The sequence below is a fragment of the Paenarthrobacter sp. NPDC089675 genome, from assembly GCF_044749185.1.
GTDB lineage: Bacteria > Actinomycetota > Actinomycetes > Actinomycetales > Micrococcaceae > Arthrobacter.
Window position 1 is genome coordinate 698,258 of record NZ_JBIVHM010000001.1, and the last position, 18,200, is coordinate 716,457.

At 63.6% G+C, this 18,200-nt stretch carries 17 protein-coding genes, 2 tRNA genes and 1 riboswitch; of the genes, 17 read left to right on the forward strand and 2 right to left on the reverse strand.

The genetic code is table 11. The features are described 5' to 3' along the window. The first annotated feature begins 13 nt into the window (after positions 1-13). A complete protein-coding gene (gene ndk / locus ACIPY2_RS03310; RefSeq protein ID WP_400264932.1) occupies positions 14-430 on the forward strand; it encodes a nucleoside-diphosphate kinase in 417 nt (138 codons plus the stop codon). A 78-nt stretch (positions 431-508) separates the two neighbouring features. Here ndk and ACIPY2_RS03315 read toward each other — a convergent pair whose 3' ends face one another. After that, a complete protein-coding gene (locus ACIPY2_RS03315) occupies positions 509-1,180 on the reverse strand; it encodes a vitamin K epoxide reductase family protein (protein WP_400264933.1) in 672 nt (223 codons plus the stop codon). A 224-nt stretch (positions 1,181-1,404) separates the two neighbouring features. Here ACIPY2_RS03315 and ACIPY2_RS03320 point away from each other — a divergent pair, with 224 nt between their 5' ends. From ACIPY2_RS03320 to ACIPY2_RS03385, 14 genes are all read left to right on the forward strand, one after another. Further along, complete coding sequence (locus ACIPY2_RS03320) at positions 1,405-1,566, forward strand: hypothetical protein (protein WP_400264934.1); 162 nt, start codon at positions 1,405-1,407, stop codon at positions 1,564-1,566. An 89-nt stretch (positions 1,567-1,655) separates the two neighbouring features. Beyond that, positions 1,656-4,916, forward strand: a complete 3,261-nt coding sequence (locus tag ACIPY2_RS03325; RefSeq protein ID WP_400264935.1) for an Rne/Rng family ribonuclease — start codon at positions 1,656-1,658, stop codon at positions 4,914-4,916. 72 nt (positions 4,917-4,988) lie between these two features. Next, a riboswitch (TPP riboswitch) is annotated at positions 4,989-5,087 on the forward strand. Continuing rightward, complete coding sequence (gene thiD / locus ACIPY2_RS03330; protein ID WP_400264936.1) at positions 5,078-6,598, forward strand: bifunctional hydroxymethylpyrimidine kinase/phosphomethylpyrimidine kinase; 1,521 nt, start codon at positions 5,078-5,080, stop codon at positions 6,596-6,598. (Overlaps the previous riboswitch by 10 nt.) A gap of 364 nt (positions 6,599-6,962) precedes the next feature. Then, positions 6,963-7,271 (forward strand): 50S ribosomal protein L21, encoded by a 309-nt coding sequence (rplU, locus tag ACIPY2_RS03335; protein WP_400265106.1) that lies wholly within the window; start codon positions 6,963-6,965, stop codon positions 7,269-7,271. Positions 7,272-7,330: 59 nt separating this feature from the next. Beyond that, positions 7,331-7,594, forward strand: coding sequence for a 50S ribosomal protein L27 (gene rpmA / locus ACIPY2_RS03340; RefSeq protein ID WP_400264937.1), 264 nt, complete (start codon positions 7,331-7,333; stop codon positions 7,592-7,594). 133 nt (positions 7,595-7,727) lie between these two features. Then, positions 7,728-9,314 carry a GTPase ObgE gene (obgE, locus tag ACIPY2_RS03345; protein WP_400264938.1) on the forward strand — a complete coding sequence of 529 codons (1,587 nt, stop codon included), beginning with the start codon at positions 7,728-7,730 and terminating at the stop codon, positions 9,312-9,314. Continuing rightward, positions 9,304-10,482: a glutamate 5-kinase gene (proB, locus tag ACIPY2_RS03350; RefSeq protein WP_400264939.1), complete on the forward strand. Its 1,179-nt coding sequence runs from the start codon at positions 9,304-9,306 to the stop codon at positions 10,480-10,482. Before obgE ends, proB begins: the two co-directional genes overlap by 11 nt. Next, complete coding sequence (locus ACIPY2_RS03355; RefSeq protein ID WP_400264940.1) at positions 10,479-11,843, forward strand: glutamate-5-semialdehyde dehydrogenase; 1,365 nt, start codon at positions 10,479-10,481, stop codon at positions 11,841-11,843. The genes proB and ACIPY2_RS03355 overlap by 4 nt, the downstream gene beginning before the upstream one ends. An 82-nt stretch (positions 11,844-11,925) precedes the next feature. Beyond that, positions 11,926-12,165, forward strand: coding sequence for a hypothetical protein (locus ACIPY2_RS03360; RefSeq protein WP_400264941.1), 240 nt, complete (start codon positions 11,926-11,928; stop codon positions 12,163-12,165). Between the two features lie 55 nt (positions 12,166-12,220). Then, the gene (gene nadD, locus ACIPY2_RS03365) at positions 12,221-12,847 is read left to right on the forward strand and encodes a nicotinate-nucleotide adenylyltransferase (protein WP_400265107.1); all 627 of its coding nucleotides are present in this window, start codon (positions 12,221-12,223) and stop codon (positions 12,845-12,847) included. A gap of 7 nt (positions 12,848-12,854) precedes the next feature. Next, positions 12,855-14,036, forward strand: coding sequence for a hypothetical protein (locus ACIPY2_RS03370; protein ID WP_400264942.1), 1,182 nt, complete (start codon positions 12,855-12,857; stop codon positions 14,034-14,036). Positions 14,037-14,100: 64 nt separating this feature from the next. Continuing rightward, positions 14,101-14,508, forward strand: coding sequence for a ribosome silencing factor (gene rsfS / locus ACIPY2_RS03375; RefSeq protein WP_400264943.1), 408 nt, complete (start codon positions 14,101-14,103; stop codon positions 14,506-14,508). 113 nt (positions 14,509-14,621) lie between these two features. After that, positions 14,622-14,694: transfer RNA gene (locus ACIPY2_RS03380), tRNA-Ala, on the forward strand. A 176-nt stretch (positions 14,695-14,870) separates the two neighbouring features. Continuing rightward, positions 14,871-14,943 (forward strand) — tRNA-Ala (locus ACIPY2_RS03385). Positions 14,944-15,035: 92 nt separating this feature from the next. On the opposite strand, the gene ACIPY2_RS03390 is transcribed toward ACIPY2_RS03385, so the two are convergent. Next, positions 15,036-15,410, reverse strand: coding sequence for a cupin domain-containing protein (locus ACIPY2_RS03390; protein ID WP_400264944.1), 375 nt, complete (start codon positions 15,408-15,410; stop codon positions 15,036-15,038). A 226-nt stretch (positions 15,411-15,636) separates the two neighbouring features. On the opposite strand from ACIPY2_RS03390, the gene ACIPY2_RS03395 reads away from it, so the two are divergent. Then, positions 15,637-16,758 carry a class I SAM-dependent methyltransferase gene (locus ACIPY2_RS03395; RefSeq protein ID WP_400265108.1) on the forward strand — a complete coding sequence of 374 codons (1,122 nt, stop codon included), beginning with the start codon at positions 15,637-15,639 and terminating at the stop codon, positions 16,756-16,758. A gap of 183 nt (positions 16,759-16,941) precedes the next feature. After that, positions 16,942-18,192 (forward strand): ROK family transcriptional regulator, encoded by a 1,251-nt coding sequence (locus ACIPY2_RS03400; RefSeq protein ID WP_400264945.1) that lies wholly within the window; start codon positions 16,942-16,944, stop codon positions 18,190-18,192. Positions 18,193-18,200: the final 8 nt, after the last annotated feature.

The window sequence follows — 18,200 nt, forward strand, 5'->3', positions numbered from 1 at the left end:
CATTGGAGCAACTGTGAGCATTGAACGGACCCTGGTCCTGGTCAAGCCTGATGGCGTAGCCCGCAACCTTAGCGGAACCATCCTCGCCCGGATCGAAGCCAAGGGATACACGCTGGCGGAGCTGAAGAAGGTCACGGCTACCCGCGAACTCCTGGAGCAGCACTACGAAGAGCACGTGGGGAAGCCGTTCTACGAGCCGCTGGTTGAATTCATGCTGAGCGGTCCCGTTGTGGCAGCGGTTTTCGAGGGACACCGCGTCATTGAGGGCTTCCGGTCCCTTGCGGGGACCACCGATCCCACCACTGCGGCTCCCGGCACCATTCGCGGCGATTTCGGCCGCGATTGGGGCCTGGCAGTCCAGCAGAACCTCGTTCACGGTTCGGACTCCGTCGAATCCGCCGAGCGTGAAATCAAGATCTGGTTCGAGTAGAAACCCGCCACAGAGCTAAATCACAGAAGGTCCCGTGTTCCAAGAACACGGGACCTTCTGTGATTTAGGGGGCAGGTCCTAGTAGCCGGACGTGCCGGCAAAGACGTGCAGGAATGCGAAGAAGATCGTGGCGATCACAGCGACGTAGAGCAGCGCCACGATGATCCACCCGGAGTCACCCAGCAACTTGGCCAGGGCAGGCGGTGCCTTAATGACTCCGTGGGTGATGTTGCGGATGGTGACCCAAACGAACATGGGAATCATTGCCGCCCAGACCACCATGCAGAACGGGCACAGGACGTTGATGACGTACAGCGCCTGCGACCAGAGCCAGACAACAAAGACAAACCCGAGCGTCACGCCGGCCTGAAGTCCAAGCCAGTAGCCCCGCGCGAACCTGGCCCCGGAGAGAAGCCCCACCGCGGTGGTGATGATGACCGCAAACGCAACAATTCCGATGAACATGTTCGGGAACCCGAAAAGTGAGCTCTGCCAGGTCTTCATGACAGCCCCGCACGAGATCCAGGGGTTCACGTCACATACTGTGATGTGGTTGGGGTCCTGCAGCTGTTGGAGTTTCTCCAGCACCAGTGCGCCCGATGCCAGCCAACCGATGACCCCGGTGACCAGGAGCAACCAGGCGAAAGGCTTGTCACGCACCATGGCCGGCAAAACTCCCTGCCGGGCCGTTGGTTCCTCGTTGGGAGCGGGAGCTTGATGGTCCAGGTTTCCCCTGGCGGCGGTTGGCATCGTTTGTGTTCCTTTGCGACTGATTGCCCGCTATCGCGGGAAGGTCTCTTGGGAGGATTGTAGCCCCGACGGCTGGAGGCTGCGCCCAGCTTCGGGCAGTGCCGGGAGGATCGCGACACCCCTGCCTGCCTGCCGAATGTGCATGGGTGTGAGAGAATGAACTTGGCCGGACGCCGATCCACATTCGTCATTCGGTCCGGTGACTTGTTCCCAAGACCGCCAGCATGAGCAGGGCCTGCCTGGATCACGTGATCCACGGTGAGCCCGCCATGACAATGGACGGCACCTGGTTGTGGCAGCAGAACAACGGGTTCCAGAACCAAGGCACTGGCCTTCCAGGGCTGCCGCACCCCAAGGATGGTGCGAACCGGAAGGAATACTACTGACTTCTGTCAACGCCTGAGGGTTTTGACAAATATTTGCCCCACTGGGCGTCGGATGTGGCGGCGTCGCTGGGGCAGGAGTGTTGCCACATATGGATAATGACCAGGTTGTAGCCGTTAATGATGAGGCAGCTCCCGTTGATGCTGCTGAAGCGCCTAAGAAAGCCACCCGGACTCGGGCCGCGCGCGCACCGCGCAAGACTGCTGCCAAGCAGGCCGGGGCGGTAGCCGCGGAAGCAGCAGAGGCACCCGTCGAGGTACCGGCCGCCGCTGCGCCCGAAGGGGCCGGCGACGCGGCCGCTGTCGAAGAAACTCCCAAGGCACCTGCCCGCCGCAGCCGGGCCCGCAAGAAGACCGAGCCCGCGGAAACCCTCCCGGGCCTTGGCGAGGACGTCCCGACCGATGCCAATCCTCAGGTACCCGAACCTCAGGTAACCGATCCGGAAGCGGACGCCGAGCCGGCGCCCGAAAAGCCGGTCCGCCGTCGTCGTGCGGCCAAGCCCAAGGTAGGGCAAGTAGCTGCCGAGTCTCCCGAGCCCGAAGCAGCGCCGGAGCTGCAAGCAACCCCCGAACCCGAAGCGGCCCCCGCGCCCGAGGCAGTGACTGTAGCGGTCCCGGAGCCGGAAGCCGCCGAAATTCCCGAGACCGAAGCTGACCAGGAAGCCGCCACGGCCCCGTCGTCGTTGTTCCTGGAGCCGGTCTCCATCACTTCCATGATCTTCCAGGCCCCGGATCTGACCACTGTGGTCCGCCCTGCTGTGGAAGAAGCTGAAAAAGACGACGAAACCGGGGACGAACCGGAAACCAATGGTGACGCTGAGCTGGAAGATTCCGGCAGCCGCCGTCGCCGCCGCAGCCGCGGAAGGCGTGGTCGCCGCGGAACAGAACGCGAAGACAACGGGGCCGAAGGTGAAGCTGAGCCGGAGGACGAGGAATCACCGGCCGCTGAGGCCCTGGAAGACGGTGTCACGTCGCGCCGCCGTCGGCGCCGTCGCCGTGGGGACCAGGATCTTGAACTGACCGGCGGCTCGGACGACGACCCGCCCAACACGGTCACCCGTGTCCGCGCGCCGCGCCCCGTCACCGAAACTGCACCCTCCAACCGGGTAGCCAGCGTCAAGGGCTCAACGCGGCTTGAGGCGAAGAAGCAGCGTCGTCGCGAATCCCGCGAGACCGGTCGACGCCGCCAGGTGATCACTGAGGCGGAGTTCCTGGCGCGCCGGGAGTCCGTGGACCGGCAGATGATCGTCCGCCAGCGCGATGACAGAATTCAGATCGGTGTCCTCGAGGACGGCGTGCTGGCTGAGCACTTTGTGTCCAAGACCCAGCAGGACTCCCTGATCGGCAACGTGTACCTGGGCAAGGTCCAGAACGTGCTGCCGTCCATGGAAGCGGCGTTCGTTGATATTGGACGCGGCCGTAACGCCGTGCTGTACGCCGGTGAAGTGAACTGGGATGCGGTCAACCTTGAAGGCCAGCCGCGCCGGATCGAAAACGCCCTGAAGTCCGGCGATTCCGTCCTGGTCCAGGTCACTAAGGATCCTGTAGGCCATAAGGGTGCCCGCCTCACAAGCCAGATATCCCTCCCGGGCCGCTACCTGGTTTACGTGCCGGGTGGCTCCATGACGGGTATCTCGCGCAAGCTGCCCGACGTCGAGCGCAACCGACTCAAGCGGATCCTGAAGGACCGCCTGCCGGAAAATGCCGGCGTCATTGTCCGTACCGCTGCTGAAGGCGCGTCGGAAGAAGAACTGACGCACGACATCAACCGGCTGCGCGCGCAGTGGGAGGGCATCGAAGGCCAAGCATCGTCCACCAAGGTGCTGGCTCCGGAACTGCTGTACGGCGAACCCGACCTGACCATCAAGGTGGTCCGTGACGTCTTCAACGAGGACTTCTCCAAGCTGATCGTCTCCGGTGACGACGCATGGGACACCATCGAGGCTTACGTCACGTACGTTGCTCCCGACCTGGTGGGCCGGCTCGAAAAGTGGACCAAGGACCAGGACATCTTCTCCGCCTGGCGCATCGATGAGCAGATCCACAAGGCACTCGAACGCAAGGTCTTCCTGCCCTCCGGTGGTTCGCTGGTCATCGACCGCACCGAGGCCATGACCGTGGTGGACGTCAACACCGGTAAGTTCACCGGCAGCGGCGGCAACCTGGAAGAGACAGTCACCAAGAACAACCTTGAAGCTGCCGAGGAAGTAGTCCGGCAACTTCGGCTGCGTGACATCGGCGGCATTATCGTCATCGACTTCATCGACATGGTCCTGGAGTCCAACCGCGACCTTGTGCTTCGCCGCCTGGTTGAATGCCTGGGCCGCGACCGTACCAAGCACCAGGTGGCTGAAGTGACGTCGCTTGGTTTGGTGCAGATGACTCGCAAACGCATGGGCACCGGTCTCCTTGAGGTCTTTGGCGAGCAGTGTGAGCATTGCGCCGGCCGCGGCGTCGTGACGCACGACGAACCGGTGGAGCATCGGCGTGCCAACGTGGTTGCCGCAGAGCAGCACCGCCCGCACTCCGAGCCGCAGCAGACCACCCCACGGGCCGAGCGCAAGCGACGCCGCGGAAAGGGCGGGGCCCAGCCTGCAGAAATCCCGACGCCGGTCCACAACTCTCCGGCCCCGGCGCATGCGTCGTCGGCTCCGGAAACGGTGGACCCTGCGCGTCAGGCAAAGGCCGAAGCAACCCGGGCGGCCCTGGCGACGATCGCCGCTGCTGCCCACGCTGCCCACCTGCACGATGACGAAGTCCACAAAGCCGAAGAGGAAGCCCGCGCGGCTGCCGCAGCCGAATCAGGTTCGCCTGAGACGAACACCGTGACGCAGGCGCAGCCGGCCGGCGAGACTGCCGGTCGCACCACGCCGGTCCTCCGTTTCGGGGGCGAAGAAGTGGCTCTTCCCTTCGTGGAACACCACGAATCGGATGAAGCCAAGCCGACCATGACGCTGGACCTCCTTGCCGAGGCGTTCTCGCACCTTGGCGGGGCTTCAGAGGCAAAGCCGGCGGAAACCGCGGTTGCCGAGCCCCAGGCCGCGGCCCCTGCGGCCGATCCTGCCGCAGCAGCGGCAGCTGGCGGGGGTCAGCAGCCGGCCGTTGACCACGGGTCCGACGACGAGCACCAGGCGGCGGGCAGGTCACGTGGACGGCGGGGTCGCCGGAACCGTAGCGCCAGCCGGGCACAGGGTGCGGCCAACGAGACAACAGTTGAACACCATGAGGTATCGGCGTCCAGCGGTGGCGGCGCAGCCCATGAAGCCAAAGCTCCGCAGGAGCCGGCAAAGAAGGCCGCGGCCGCAGCCGAGCCGATCATCCTCGGTGTAGGAGTCCCGGCTTCGGAACTGTAACCGCGTGAACGTCATGTGACCGAGAGAGGGTCCCGCAGCGCCTGCTGCGGGACCCTCTGTCGGTTAGGCTTGGAGACTGACACGGGGTGCCGGGCGTTGGGTTCGGCTGAGATCCAGACCCGTTGAACCTGTCCGGTTAGCACCGGCGAAGGGATGTCTCCATGACTTCTTTGTCGACCTCCGTTATCTACCCGCTGCCTGTTGCGGGCCGCCCCCATCCTCGGGTCCTTAGTATTGCCGGCTCGGACCCGTCAGGGGGTGCGGGCATCCAGGCTGATCTGAAAAGCATCGCGGCTCACGGTGGCTATGGCATGGCTGCCATTACTGCCTTGACGGCACAGAACACCCGGGGTGTTTCCGCCGTCCACGTCCCTCCCGTGGAATTCCTGCGCCGGCAGCTGGAAGCCATTAGCGCTGACGTTGCCATTGATGCGGTAAAGATCGGGATGTTGGGTGATGCCGATGTCATCAACGAGGTACGCAGCTGGCTTGCCAAGGTGCGCCCCGCCGTCGTGGTCCTTGACCCTGTCATGGTTGCCACCAGCGGCGACCGCCTTCTTCGGGAATCCGGCGAGGCCGCGCTCCGGGAGCTTTTGCCATTGGCAGGCTTGGTGACCCCCAACATTCCGGAACTCGCCATGCTGCTTGGCGAAGCGGAGGCGCAGGATTGGACAACCGCCCTGGAGCAAGGCAAGCGGCTGGCCGCCGAGTACGGCAACACAGTGCTGGTCAAGGGCGGGCACCTGGCGGGGGAAGAGTGCCCGGACGCCCTCGTGAATACCGCCGGGCTGCTGCGGCAGGATGTCATCGAAATCGCCGGGCCGCGGATCGCCACAAAGAACAGCCACGGGACGGGCTGTTCGCTGTCGTCTGCGGTTGCCACGGTCCAAGCGCGGACAGGGGATTGGGAAGCGTCCCTGAGGGAAGTGAAACCATGGCTCGTGGAGGCGCTGGCTACCGCTGACGTGCTGGGCGTGGGAGAAGGCAACGGCCCGATCAACCACTTCCACCACTTGCTGCCGTCAACGTCCAAGGGGGCATTCGCCGCCCGGCTGTGGCAGGAAGCGGCACCGGAACTGGAGGCCATCCATGCGCTGCCGTTTATCCGGGGACTGGAATCCGGCACGCTTCCGGAGCATGAGTTCAATTACTACCTCTCCCAGGACGCCCTCTACCTTAACGGTTACTCCAGGGTGTTGGCCCGCGCAGGCGCCCTTGCGCCCACCGAGGAAGAACAGCTTTTCTGGGCCAGGTCATCCCAGGTTTGCCTGGAGGTTGAATCGGAACTGCACCGGAATTGGCTCAGCACACGCGAGGCATCAACCGGGACCGGTCCGGTAACAAAGGCCTATGTGGACCACCTCCTGGCCGCCTCTGCCTCAGGAAGTTACGCGGTGCTGCTTGCCGCGGTCCTTCCCTGCTATTGGCTTTATGCAGAGGTGGGACGGAAACTGCATGCCAATTACCTCCAAGCGGGTTCGCCCGCGGCCCATGCCTACGCCGACTGGCTCAAGACCTACGCGGACGAAGAGTTTGCCGAAGCGACGCGGAAGGCCATCACGTTCACGGATGCCGCCGCGGCTGGTGCAAGCGACCGGGAGCGGGAAGCGATGGTGGAGGCTTTCGTTCATTCTTGCCGCTACGAGACAGCCTTCTTCGACGCTCCCCGCCTGTACTCCTAGGGCCGCCACCGCGAGTCCAAGGGCGGCCGCCGCGCGTCGGCGTCCAAATACCCGAACCTGCCGGCAGGAGCCTGTAGGCTTGACGGGCACGGTGCCGGGAAAGTCTGTTCCTGCTGGTGACAAGCGTCACCCGATGGCCTCCGGACCCGGCCTCATTTGCAGCTGAAGGTCAAACTAGCGTAATCTTGATCTTCGGTGCTTACGCCAACCCTTGGGTTATGCCCCGTGGAATTGTTCACGGGATGACTCGCGGGCTTCGATCCGGAGTCCACGGCGTTGAGGCACAGCGAGAACCAGGCCGGATTCAGGTTCTGTGTTCCGCACGCAAATTTAGTAAGAAACGTCGAGAGAAGTGAGTACCCAAGTGGTGTACGCGATTGTCCGCGCAGGCGGCCGCCAAGAAAAGGTTTCCGTTGGAGACTACGTAACGCTGAACCGCGTCGCCGGTGGAGCCGGCAGCACCCTTGAGCTGCCTGCCTTGCTCCTGGTTGACGGCGACAAGGTCACCTCCGCTGCTGCGGACCTGGCCAAGGTGAAGGTCACGGCTGAAATCCTGGAAGACCTCCGTGGTCCCAAGATCGTCATCCAGAAGTTCAAGAACAAGACCGGCTACAAGAAGCGCCAGGGTCACCGTCAGGAACTGACCAAGATCAAGATCACGAGCATCGCGTAACTTTCCTTACGCAGTTCAGATTTTCAGTTTCCCCAGATATTTAGAGGCAGGCATTTCACATGGCACACAAAAAAGGCGCGAGCTCCACTCGCAACGGTCGTGACTCCAACGCACAGCGCCTCGGCGTCAAGCGTTTCGGTGGCCAGGTAGTTTCCGCAGGCGAGATCATCGTCCGCCAGCGCGGAACCCACTTCCACCCGGGTGCAGGCGTCGGTCGCGGTGGCGACGACACCCTGTTCGCCCTGCAGGCTGGTTCGGTTGAGTTCGGTACTCGCCGTGGCCGTCGCGTAGTGAACATCGTTGCTGCTGCAGCTGCAGAGTAACAACAAGTTCTGAACCGGTGGAGCGGGCCAACAGGTCCGCTCCACTGTTCTTTTAACCGCATTACAATCGTTCAGGGCGCCGGGCGCGCTGGACTTGGCATTCGCGCTGTTTACAGCAACAGAGGAGATTCACGTGGCGAGCTTTGTAGACCGGGTAGTCCTGCACGTTTCAGGCGGAACCGGTGGCCACGGTTGCGTCTCCGTCAAGCGTGAGAAGTTCAAGCCACTCGGCGGCCCCGACGGCGGCAATGGCGGCAACGGCGGCGACGTCATCCTCCGCGTTTCCAGCCAGACCACGACGCTCCTTGACTACCACCACGCCCCACACCGCCATGCCACCAACGGAGGTCCGGGCATGGGCGACTGGCGTGGCGGCAAGAACGGCGAGACCCTGGTCCTTCCCGTTCCGGACGGCACCGTGGTCAAGACCAAGGACGGCGAAGTGCTCGCTGACCTTGTGGGCGAAGGAACCGAATACATTGCAGCCGCCGGCGGCCTGGGCGGCCTCGGGAACGCCGCGCTTTCTTCGCAGAAGCGTCGGGCGCCCGGCTTCGCGTTGCTGGGCATCGAAGGCGAGTCCAGCGATATCGTCCTGGAACTGAAGTCCATTGCTGACATCGCCCTGGTTGGTTTCCCCTCTGCCGGAAAGTCGAGTTTGATCGCGGCGATGTCGGCCGCCCGCCCGAAGATTGCCGATTATCCCTTCACGACGCTCGTACCGAACCTTGGGGTGGTACAGGCCGGAGACATCCGTTTCACCATCGCCGACGTCCCGGGCCTGATCGAGGGTGCGAGCGAAGGCAAGGGCCTTGGCCACAACTTCCTGCGCCATGTTGAGCGCTGCGCTGCCTTGGTCCATGTGCTTGACTGTGGAACCCTCGAGTCCGACCGCGATCCGCTGTCCGATCTTGCCATCATCGAAGCCGAGCTCGAGAAGTACGCAGTGGACATGAGCTACGCCGGTGTGGACGGTGAGGTAGTGCCTTTGAACGAGCGCCCCAAGCTGGTGGTCCTGAACAAGGTGGACCTGCCCGACGGCAAGGACATGGCGGAGTTTGTCCGTCCCGACCTCGAAGCCCGGGGTTACCGCGTTTTTGAAGTTTCGGCCACCAGCCACGAGGGCCTGCGCCCGCTCAGCTTCGCCATGGCGGAGATCGTCAAGGCTGCCCGGGACGCCGTCGAGGTCGCTCCGCCCAAGGTGGCACCTCCGGTCCTGCGGCCGCGCGCTGTCAACGAATCCGGTTTCCGGATCCGCCGTGAGGAAAAGAACCTCGAGCCGCTCTTCCGCGTGCTGGGTGAGAAGCCCGTGCGCTGGGTCAAGCAGACCGACTTCACCAACGAGGAAGCCATCGGCTACCTCGCGGACCGCCTCGCCAAGCTCGGCGTGGAAACCGAACTCTTCAAGGTCGGGGCCAAGCCCGGTGACACCGTGGTGATCGGTGAGGACGACGGAGTGGTGTTCGACTGGGAACCCACCATGATGGCCGGCGCGGAACTGCTTGCCACGCCTCGCGGCACGGACATCCGCGTTGCGGACATCGGCGATCGCCCTACCCGTTCCCAGAAGCGCGAAGAGCAGATCGAGCGCCGCGAGGCCAAGGCTGCCGCGCGCGCCGAACTGGAAGCCGAGCGCAAGGCGGGCATCTGGACGGAGTCCGTCAGCCGCCGTCGCGCCCAAACTGTTAAGGAAAGCAACCTGGATGCCGGTGATGACGACTAAGGCCGTCGAAGCTCCGGATCTGGAAGCAGGCGGCCGCGAAGCCCTGGCCGTGGCCAGGAGAATCGTTGTCAAGGTTGGTTCGTCTTCACTGACCAGCATCAAGGGCGGCATTTCCGAGAAGTCCTTGACCGCCCTGGTGAACGCGTTGGCGGAAAAGCGTAACGCAGGCGCGGAGATCATCCTGGTTTCCTCCGGCGCCATTGCCGCAGGTCTGGCGCCGCTGGGACTGGCCAAGCGACCCAAGGATCTCGCCACCCAGCAGGCAGCCGCGAGCGTGGGCCAAGGTTTGCTGATGGCACGCTACACGCAGGCTTTCAATGCGCACGGCGTCACCGTCAGCCAAGTGCTGTTGACGGCCGACGACCTCATGCGGCGGACCCAGCACACCAACGCTTTCCGCGCCCTGGACCGTCTCTTGAACCTCGGGGTTGTGCCCGTGGTTAACGAGAACGACACCGTTGCAACCCACGAGATCCGTTTTGGCGACAATGACAGGCTTGCCGCACTTGTGGCGCACCTTGTCCGCGCCGATGCCCTGGTACTGCTTTCCGACGTCGACGCCGTCTACGATGGCCCGCCTGCCCATGGGGCTAAACGGATTTCTTTGGTCCGTGGCCCCCAGGACCTTGAGGATGTGACCATTGGCAAGGCCGGCAAGGCGGGTGTGGGCACGGGTGGAATGATGACCAAGGTTGAGGCCGCTTCCATAGCGGCAGGATCCGGAATCCATGCTTTGGTTACGTCCACGGCCAATGCCGCTGCTGCCTTGGCGGGGGAGGACGTGGGCACCTGGTTCGCAGTTAACGGCAACCGCAAGCCCGTCCGGCTTTTGTGGCTTGCGCACCTGGCTACCGTACGTGGGCGGCTGGTGCTCGACGACGGCGCCGTGAAGGCCGTGCGCGACCGGCACAGGTCGCTCCTCCCTGCGGGAATCTCGGATGTCTCCGGAGAGTTCGAAGCCGGAGACCCGGTTGAGATGGTGGGCTTGGACGGTGCCGTGGTGGCGCGGGGCCTGGTCAACTATTCCTCCGAGGAGCTCCCGGGCATGCTGGGCCGGTCCACCCAGGAGCTTGGCCAGGCGATGGGCCGCGGCTATGACCGCGAAGTTGTTCATGTTGATGACCTGGTACTCCTGCGGACGCCGCGCTCCACTAAACTTGGAGCATGACTGAAGCGCTGACCCCTGACGCCCCTGTGATATCCGACTCTTCCGGTGCTGCCGCCGAGACGCCGGAGAACTCTGTGGCAGGCAGCGCCCCGGTCACCTCCGAGGACGTTCAGGCAGCCGTCTACGCCATCGCCGAGCGTTCCCGGAAAGCCGCCCGCCGCATGGGCCAAGCCAACCGCGCTTGGAAAGACCGGGCTCTGCGGGCCATCGGCGCCGCTCTCCTTGACCAGCAAAAGAACATCCTCGAAGCCAACGCGAAGGACGTAGCCGAGGGCCGTGCGAACGGCACTTCCGCAGCTCTCCTGGACAGGTTGACCCTGACGCCTGCCCGCATCGACGGCCTGGTCGCGGCACTGGAGAACCTTGCGGGCCTGCCCGATCCCGTAGGAAACGTGGTCCGGGGACAGACCTTGCCCAACGGCCTTCGACTGCGCCAGGTCAACGTGCCCATGGGTGTCGTGGCAGCCATCTACGAAGCCCGGCCCAACGTTACTGTGGACATCGCGGGGCTCGCACTGAAGAGCGGCAACGCCGTGATCCTGCGGGGTGGTTCGGCCGCTGCGAACACCAACGAGGCCTTGGTCCGGATCCTCCGCGAGGCCCTGGACTCCGTGGGGCTGCCTGCCGATGCCGTGCAGACGGTGGACCAGTTCGGTCGCGAAGGAGCCAACGTGCTCATGCGTGCGCGTGGCAAGGTCGATGTCCTTATCCCGCGTGGCGGCCGTGACCTGATCCAGACCGTGGTCATCAACTCGTCGGTTCCCGTGATCGAGACCGGCGAGGGCAACGTGCATATCTTCATCGACGAGTCGGCCAGCGAGGAGATGGCGGTGGATATCCTCCTCAACGCCAAAACCCAACGTCCGAGCGTTTGCAACACCGTAGAGACATTGCTTGTCCACTCAGGCTCCACTGTGCTGCCTGCCGTGGCCAAGGCGCTGCGCTCCGCGGGCGTGACCCTCCACGTGGACGACCGCATCGCAGCGGCCCTCGGCGCGGACGTTGAAACCGTCCCGGCCGACGACGACGACTGGGCCACTGAGTACATGGATCTCGACCTCGCCGTGGCGATGGTGGACAACCTTGACCAGGCCGTGAAGCACATCCGCACCTGGACCACCGGCCACACGGAAGCGATCCTGACCAACAACCTCGCCAATGCGGAGAAGTTCATTGCGGAAGTGGATTCTGCCGCTGTGATCGTCAACGCCTCCACGCGGTTCACCGACGGCGGCGAACTTGGCCTGGGCGCCGAGGTCGGTATTTCCACCCAAAAGCTGCACGCACGCGGTCCCATGGGCTTGACGGAACTGACCACCACCAAGTGGATCGTCCAGGGCGAGGGCCAGATCCGCGGCTGACAACGCTGTAACATAGAACAGAAGTCCGGAACGGCGGGAAGGCCCGTCGTCGTCATCCTTTGAGAACCAACTAGGGGAGAAGATGCTGTTTCAGCAGATCGCCACGTCCATCGCCGCCCAAGCTGAAGGCGGCCACGAGGAACTGGCCCCGCTGTGGGCTGAACCGTGGGTCTTCGGCGTCTCGATGTTCGCCCTCCTGCTGGTCCTCATGTTCGTGACGCTCTCTTACACGAACCTCGGCAACCGCCACGAGGCCGTTGAGGAGCACGCTGACCCGCACCGCCAGCACCCGAACAAGCACACCCACGGCCAGGGCCACTAACATCATCGCTGCAACACCGCGTGGGGATGCGGAGCGCAGGCTCCGGCTGGGCGTGATGGGTGGAACGTTCGACCCCATCCATCATGGCCACCTTGTGGCTGCAAGTGAGGTTGCTGCGAAGTTCAACCTGGATGAGGTCGTGTTCGTGCCCACGGGCCAGCCATGGCAGAAGTCCGACAAAAAAGTCAGCAAGCCTGAGCACCGCTACCTCATGACGGTTATTGCCACCGCTTCCAACCCGCGCTTCACCGTGAGCCGGGTGGACGTGGACCGGCCGGGACCCACGTACACCATCGATACCCTCCGCGACCTCCGGGACCAGCGTCCGGACGCCGACCTGTTCTTCATCACGGGCGCCGATGCACTGGCGCAGATCCTGTCATGGAAGGACGTTGATGAGCTGTGGTCGCTCGCGCACTTCGTAGGCGTGACCCGGCCTGGACACGAGTTGCACAATCTGGGCAGGGAAGACGACGTCAGCCTCCTGGAAGTTCCGGCCATGGCCATCTCATCGACGGATTGCCGTGACCGCGTGAATGAAGGAAACCCGGTCTGGTACCTCGTGCCGGACGGTGTGGTGCAATACATCGCCAAATACGGGCTGTACGCGCCACGGCCAGGGACAGCGGAGGAACCGTCGCCCGCCTTGACCGGATCAGACCGACAAGCACGTACTGAATGAGTTTCACATGAGCAGCCAGGAACAGCGACCCATCCGCAGCAGGCGTGAGCTTCGCCGCGCCCGGGAAGAGCAGGAGCAGGCCGTCCAAGCACCAGTGCAGGACGCCGGTCAACCGCCTGGCCAGCTTGCGCCGCCTGCCGGTCCGCCGTCCGAAGGCAACGGCGGGGGAGTACAGTCGCAGGGCAACGGCAGGAACCGACGCGCAGCAGACGGTCCCGTAGATGCCGTGGCTTCGGGCGCCCAGGAACGGTCATCGCAGATCCGCGCCCGCGACAGGGCCGCGTTGCGCACCATCAAGGAGCTGGCGGACAAGGAAGAGCAGCTCTCCGGTGGCGGGCCGCCCACCCGGCGTCAGTTGCGGCTGCAGCAACTGCAGGCGGAGGTAGCCACATCCGCCAACCCCATTGTTCCGGCGCCGGGCGCCAAGACCCCTGAGGATGCCAAGGGGGCCCAGGCATCCCAGACCCAAAGCAAGGAAACTTCGGCGACCCCAACACCGGATTCCCCGTCCGGGGACGAGATGTCCGTGGAGCAGGCCCTGGCCGTCAGGGAGCTCATCGCCGCTCAGGTACAAAACCAGACGGCCAAGCTCGAACACATAGCCGAGCAGGATCCGCTGGCGGTTGACCCCGTGGTCCTGGCCCAGCAGATCGCGTTGGCTGAACGCGCCGCAGTTCTGAACAAGCGTGCGGCCGCCAAGCAGAAGCTCGCGGAGCAGGCCCTGCCGGAAAAGCCGGAGCCGAAATCAGGCCCGGGTGCTGCTTCAGGTCCATCCACGGCCAACAACCTCGCCATGGTGACTCCTTTGGAATTCGTCAAGGTTCCGGGGGTGGAACGGCCGGTCATGAAGCGGCCAAGCACCACCTTCGTGCCGTTGGTTACCTCCGCCAACCCGAAGGCCGGCGCATCCACGCAGGCCGAGGGCCGCGGCGGCAGGGGGCGTGCCGGGGTCTTGGCCCGTGCCGAAGCGGTAGCGAGGAACGCCCGCAAGCGGAACGCCGCCGTCGTGCAGGACCAGGAAGCGGAGCGCCCGCCGGTATCCGCCAGCACTGCCTATGGGCTGGATCCGCTCGACGCCAACACTGCGGGATTGGCGCGCGCGCAGCGGAACAAGCTGTTGCAGTACGGAGTCTTGGCATTGGGCGTTATCGCGCTCATTGTCGGAATCATCATGATCACCAGCGGCTAGATCCGCCGAAACCGGCGTACGCCGCCTATTTGCCATCTGGCCCAGGCCACAACAAGGAGTTCTTTTGTCTGCTCACGAACAATCCATCACCCTCGCCCGCCATGCCGCGCGTGCCGCGGCCGAAAAGCTGGCCGAAGACATCGTCGCTTTGGACGTCAGCGAGCGTCTGGCACTGACTGACGTCTTCCTGATCGCTTCGGCTCCCACCGAGCGCCAGGTCAACGCAATCGTCGACGGCATCGAGGAAGAACTGCTGAAGCAGGACCTTCGCCCTGTCCGCCGCGAGGGCCGTTCCGAGGGCCGTTGGGTGCTTTTGGACTACGCCGATGTTGTGATCCACGTGCAGCATGCCGAGGACCGGGTGTTTTATGCCCTCGAGCGCCTGTGGAAGGACTGCCCTGTAGTTGACCTGGAGTTGGGCGATGACGTATCAGCGAATGCAGCATCGACTGAGGAATCGGGTCTTCAGTAGGGTCTCCACCTCGGAATATGCACGATTTGGAATTATCGGAAATGCTGTTCTAAGATATTTGAGTTGCTTCGGCAGGAACGGCTGAAAAGTCTCCGGCCAGGCAGCAAGGATATGGGGCTGTGGCGCAGCTGGTAGCGCACCTGCATGGCATGCAGGGGGTCAGGGGTTCGAGTCCCCTCAGCTCCACCCAGTGATCTCCCCCTTCTTCAACGCGAAGAAGGGGGAGATTTTTTATGGCCATCGATAGTTTCCTAATGTGAGCTACGTCATCCCCTTTCGATTTCGCTTCTCCTGCCTTTGTGGGTAGTATTGACGAGTTGCTTCGGCAGGAAGGGAAATCTTCCGGTTCGGGCAAGCAGTCCGGGGCTGTGGCGCAGCTGGTAGCGCACCTGCATGGCATGCAGGGGGTCAGGGGTTCGAGTCCCCTCAGCTCCACTCGGACAAAAGACCCCGTTCAATCGAGCGGGGTCTTTTTCGTTCCGAACTACAGCATTTTGGCGGCGTTACAGCATCGTGCCGGTGCCGGGTTACGCCGGCCGGGCGAACTCGGCCGCGCTGAGGAACTCGATGCCCTGGAAGGGCTGATCTCCGACCACGCGGGCATTGTGGCCGGGCGGTATGGTGTAGGAATCTCCGGCCGAAATGCTGATCCGGCCACCATCGTTGGTTTCAACATCCAAGGCTCCGGAAACGCAGTAACCAACGTGGTTAAGCTGGCAGGTATCCGTTCCGACTACTGGCTTGATGCAATCTGCCCAAGTCCAGCCGGGTTCGAAGGTATACCTTCCAACCGTATAGTCGCCCACAGTGACGATGTCCACTACGGTCTTTTCGGGTCGCCGTGTTTCGTCAGGCGAGTTGTGTGATTTCACTTGCAGTTGCGTGACAACATTGACACTCATGGCTTTCTCGCAGGAGAGGTGAGCCGCGTGTTTAGTGCTCCCGGTGCCGGGCTCAGTGGGCGTGTCGGGGCGGATGCCCTGGGGCGGGTGTTTGCATGGCTTTGCAGAAACCACGTTCCTCCCTGGCGCATCTGAAGTCGAGAACCTTTGAGTACCAAATCATTACGGACCGTGCGCATCCGGAACCGGAGCGCAGGAGAGAGTGGGAAGAAACGTCGTGACCGTAATGGATCTGGAGCAGGTCTTCGGCCGGTTGAGCAGGCTGCCCGACGTTGAAGCGGAAAATCTCCATGCGTTCGATGCCACCGACCGCCTGCTGCTTGATACGGCAGCGGATCTGGTTTCGCCGGAAACCAGCATCACGGTGATTGGCGACCGCTACGGGGCGTTGACCCTCGGCGCTTTGGCCGGGCTCGGAGTCGGGCATGTGCGTGTCCACCAGGACCTCTACAGTGGTCAAGTGGCCTTGGGCCGCAACGCTGCTGCCCTGGGCTTCGGGGGTCGGTACTCTTCCCTTCCCCTAGGGCCGGAGTTGCTGGACGGGGCGGACCTGCTGTTGTTGCAGTTGCCAAAGTCCTTGGCCGAGTTGGAAGAGATTGCCGACGCCGTAGCCCGGTTCTCTCCCCGCGGTGCGGTCCTCTTGGCGGGTGGTCGCGTGAAGCACATGACGTTGGGTATGAATGCAGTGCTGGAGAAGCGGTTCTCTGAAGTCCAGCCACAGCTGGCCCGGCAGAAGTCCCGGGTGCTGAAGGCAAGCCGGCCAAAATCTCCGGAGGGACCGCCTCCCTACCCGGTGGTTGAGCGCTTGGCGGAACTTGGCATCGATGTGTGCGCCCATGGTGCCGCCTTTTCCGGTACTAGCCTGGACATCGGTACCCGCTTCCTTCTAACTTTCCTTGACAGGATGCCCGCCGTGCGCGAAGTCGTGGACCTTGGTTGCGGCACGGGCATCCTCGCCACCATGTACGCGCGGCGGCATCGCGAGGCACACGTGAGGGCAACGGACCAATCAGCTGCAGCTGTCGCATCCGCGCGGGGTACCGTGGCCGCCAATTCGCTCACGGGACAAGTTTCGGTCATCCACGACGACGCCATGTCCACCTTTGAAACAGCGAGCGCGGACCTCATTCTCCTGAATCCGCCGTTCCATATCGGGGCCGGGGTGCATGCCGGCGCGGCGTTGAAGATGTTCGAGGCCGCTGCCCGTGTCCTTGCGTCTGGCGGAGAACTATGGACCGTCTACAACAGCCACCTCCAGTACCGGGCAGCACTCGAGCGGCTGATCGGGTCCACCACGGAGGTGGGCCGGAACCCAAAGTTCACCGTGACCCGCAGTGTGAAGGTGTAGCGCCGCCGCGCCCGGCGTGTCATGAAACACGTGTGTGCGTGGAGCGTCACATAGAATTCAGTGTCGTCGTCACCCACTCGCGATACCTGGGCTGCTGTGCGCATATCCGTCCGAACGGGGGTGACGTACGATTCTGACACCGATGAAGTTCAATGAATTGTTTTCTCTAGACGAGGGGAATCCGTGACTGAGATCCGGCAGCCGGCACCGAGGCGCGGAACGAATCTACCCCGGATGGGCGACTTCAATCTGACGGTCATCCTGGAGGCCATCCGCCGGTCTTCGGGAGGCCTGAGCCGGGTAGAGCTCGCCAGGATCGTGGGCCTCTCGCCACAAACGATCTCCAATATCTCCCGCCGCCTCCTTGACCAGGAGCTCATTGTGGAGGCCGGCAAGGAGGGCACGGGGCCAGGCAAGCCGAGGACCATCCTGCGGCTCAACCCCGCGGGCATGTACGCGGTGGGCGTGCATCTGGACCCTGCGGTGATCACTTTCGTGGTGCTGGATCTCTTGGGCAACGTGGTGCGGCACTCGAGGATGGCTACACCCGGGGGCGACCCGGCAAAGGTCATCACCGGCATCGCGCAGGAAATCAAGGCCCTCGTGGATGAATCCGGTGTGGATCAGTCCAGGATCGCAGGGCTTGGCGTGGCTGTTCCCGGTCCCATCGATCTGGATGAAGGTTCCGTCGTGGAGCCGCCGCTCCTGACCCGCTGGAACAGGGTCCGTATCCGCGAAGCCCTGAACGAAGCAACCGGACTTGAAACCTTGGTGGACAAGGATGTCACCAGCGCTGCCGTGGCTGAAACCTGGGTGGGGGGAGCAAGCGGCGCCGGCAGCTTCGTATTCATGTACATGGGTACCGGGATTGGCTGCGGCATTGTCCTCAACGACGAAGTGGTGCGAGGGACCTCGGGCAACGCCGGCGAGATCGGCCACATCATCGTGGACCCCGACGGGCCCCCCTGCGATTGTGGCCTGCGCGGCTGCGTGAAGTCTTCCTGCATACCGCAGGTGCTGGTGGCCGAGGCCGAGGCAGCCGGAGTCCTTGACGGTCACGGGGACGAATCCGACGGGCCGGCAGTCCAGGAGCGGTACGCCTTGCTTTGCGATAAGGCTGATGCGGGCGATGCGAGGGCCATCGCGATCCTGGAGAAATCGGCGGATCTCGTGGCGCGTGCCGTCTCAGTGGTAACCAATGCCCTGGACGTTGAGCGGGTAGTCTTCGGTGGGCCGTTCTGGAGCCGGATGTCGAAGTACTTCCTGGACCGTGTTCCCGGCCTCATTGCAAAGGACAGTGCAGCCGGGATGATCCATGGCATCGATGTGGTTGGTTCCGGCGTGGGAGAGGACGTTGGTGCAATCGGCGCGGCGTGCCTTGTCCTTGAGCACACGCTGGCACCGCGTGCACAGCGGCTGTTGCTGGACGGCTAGGGCCGGCA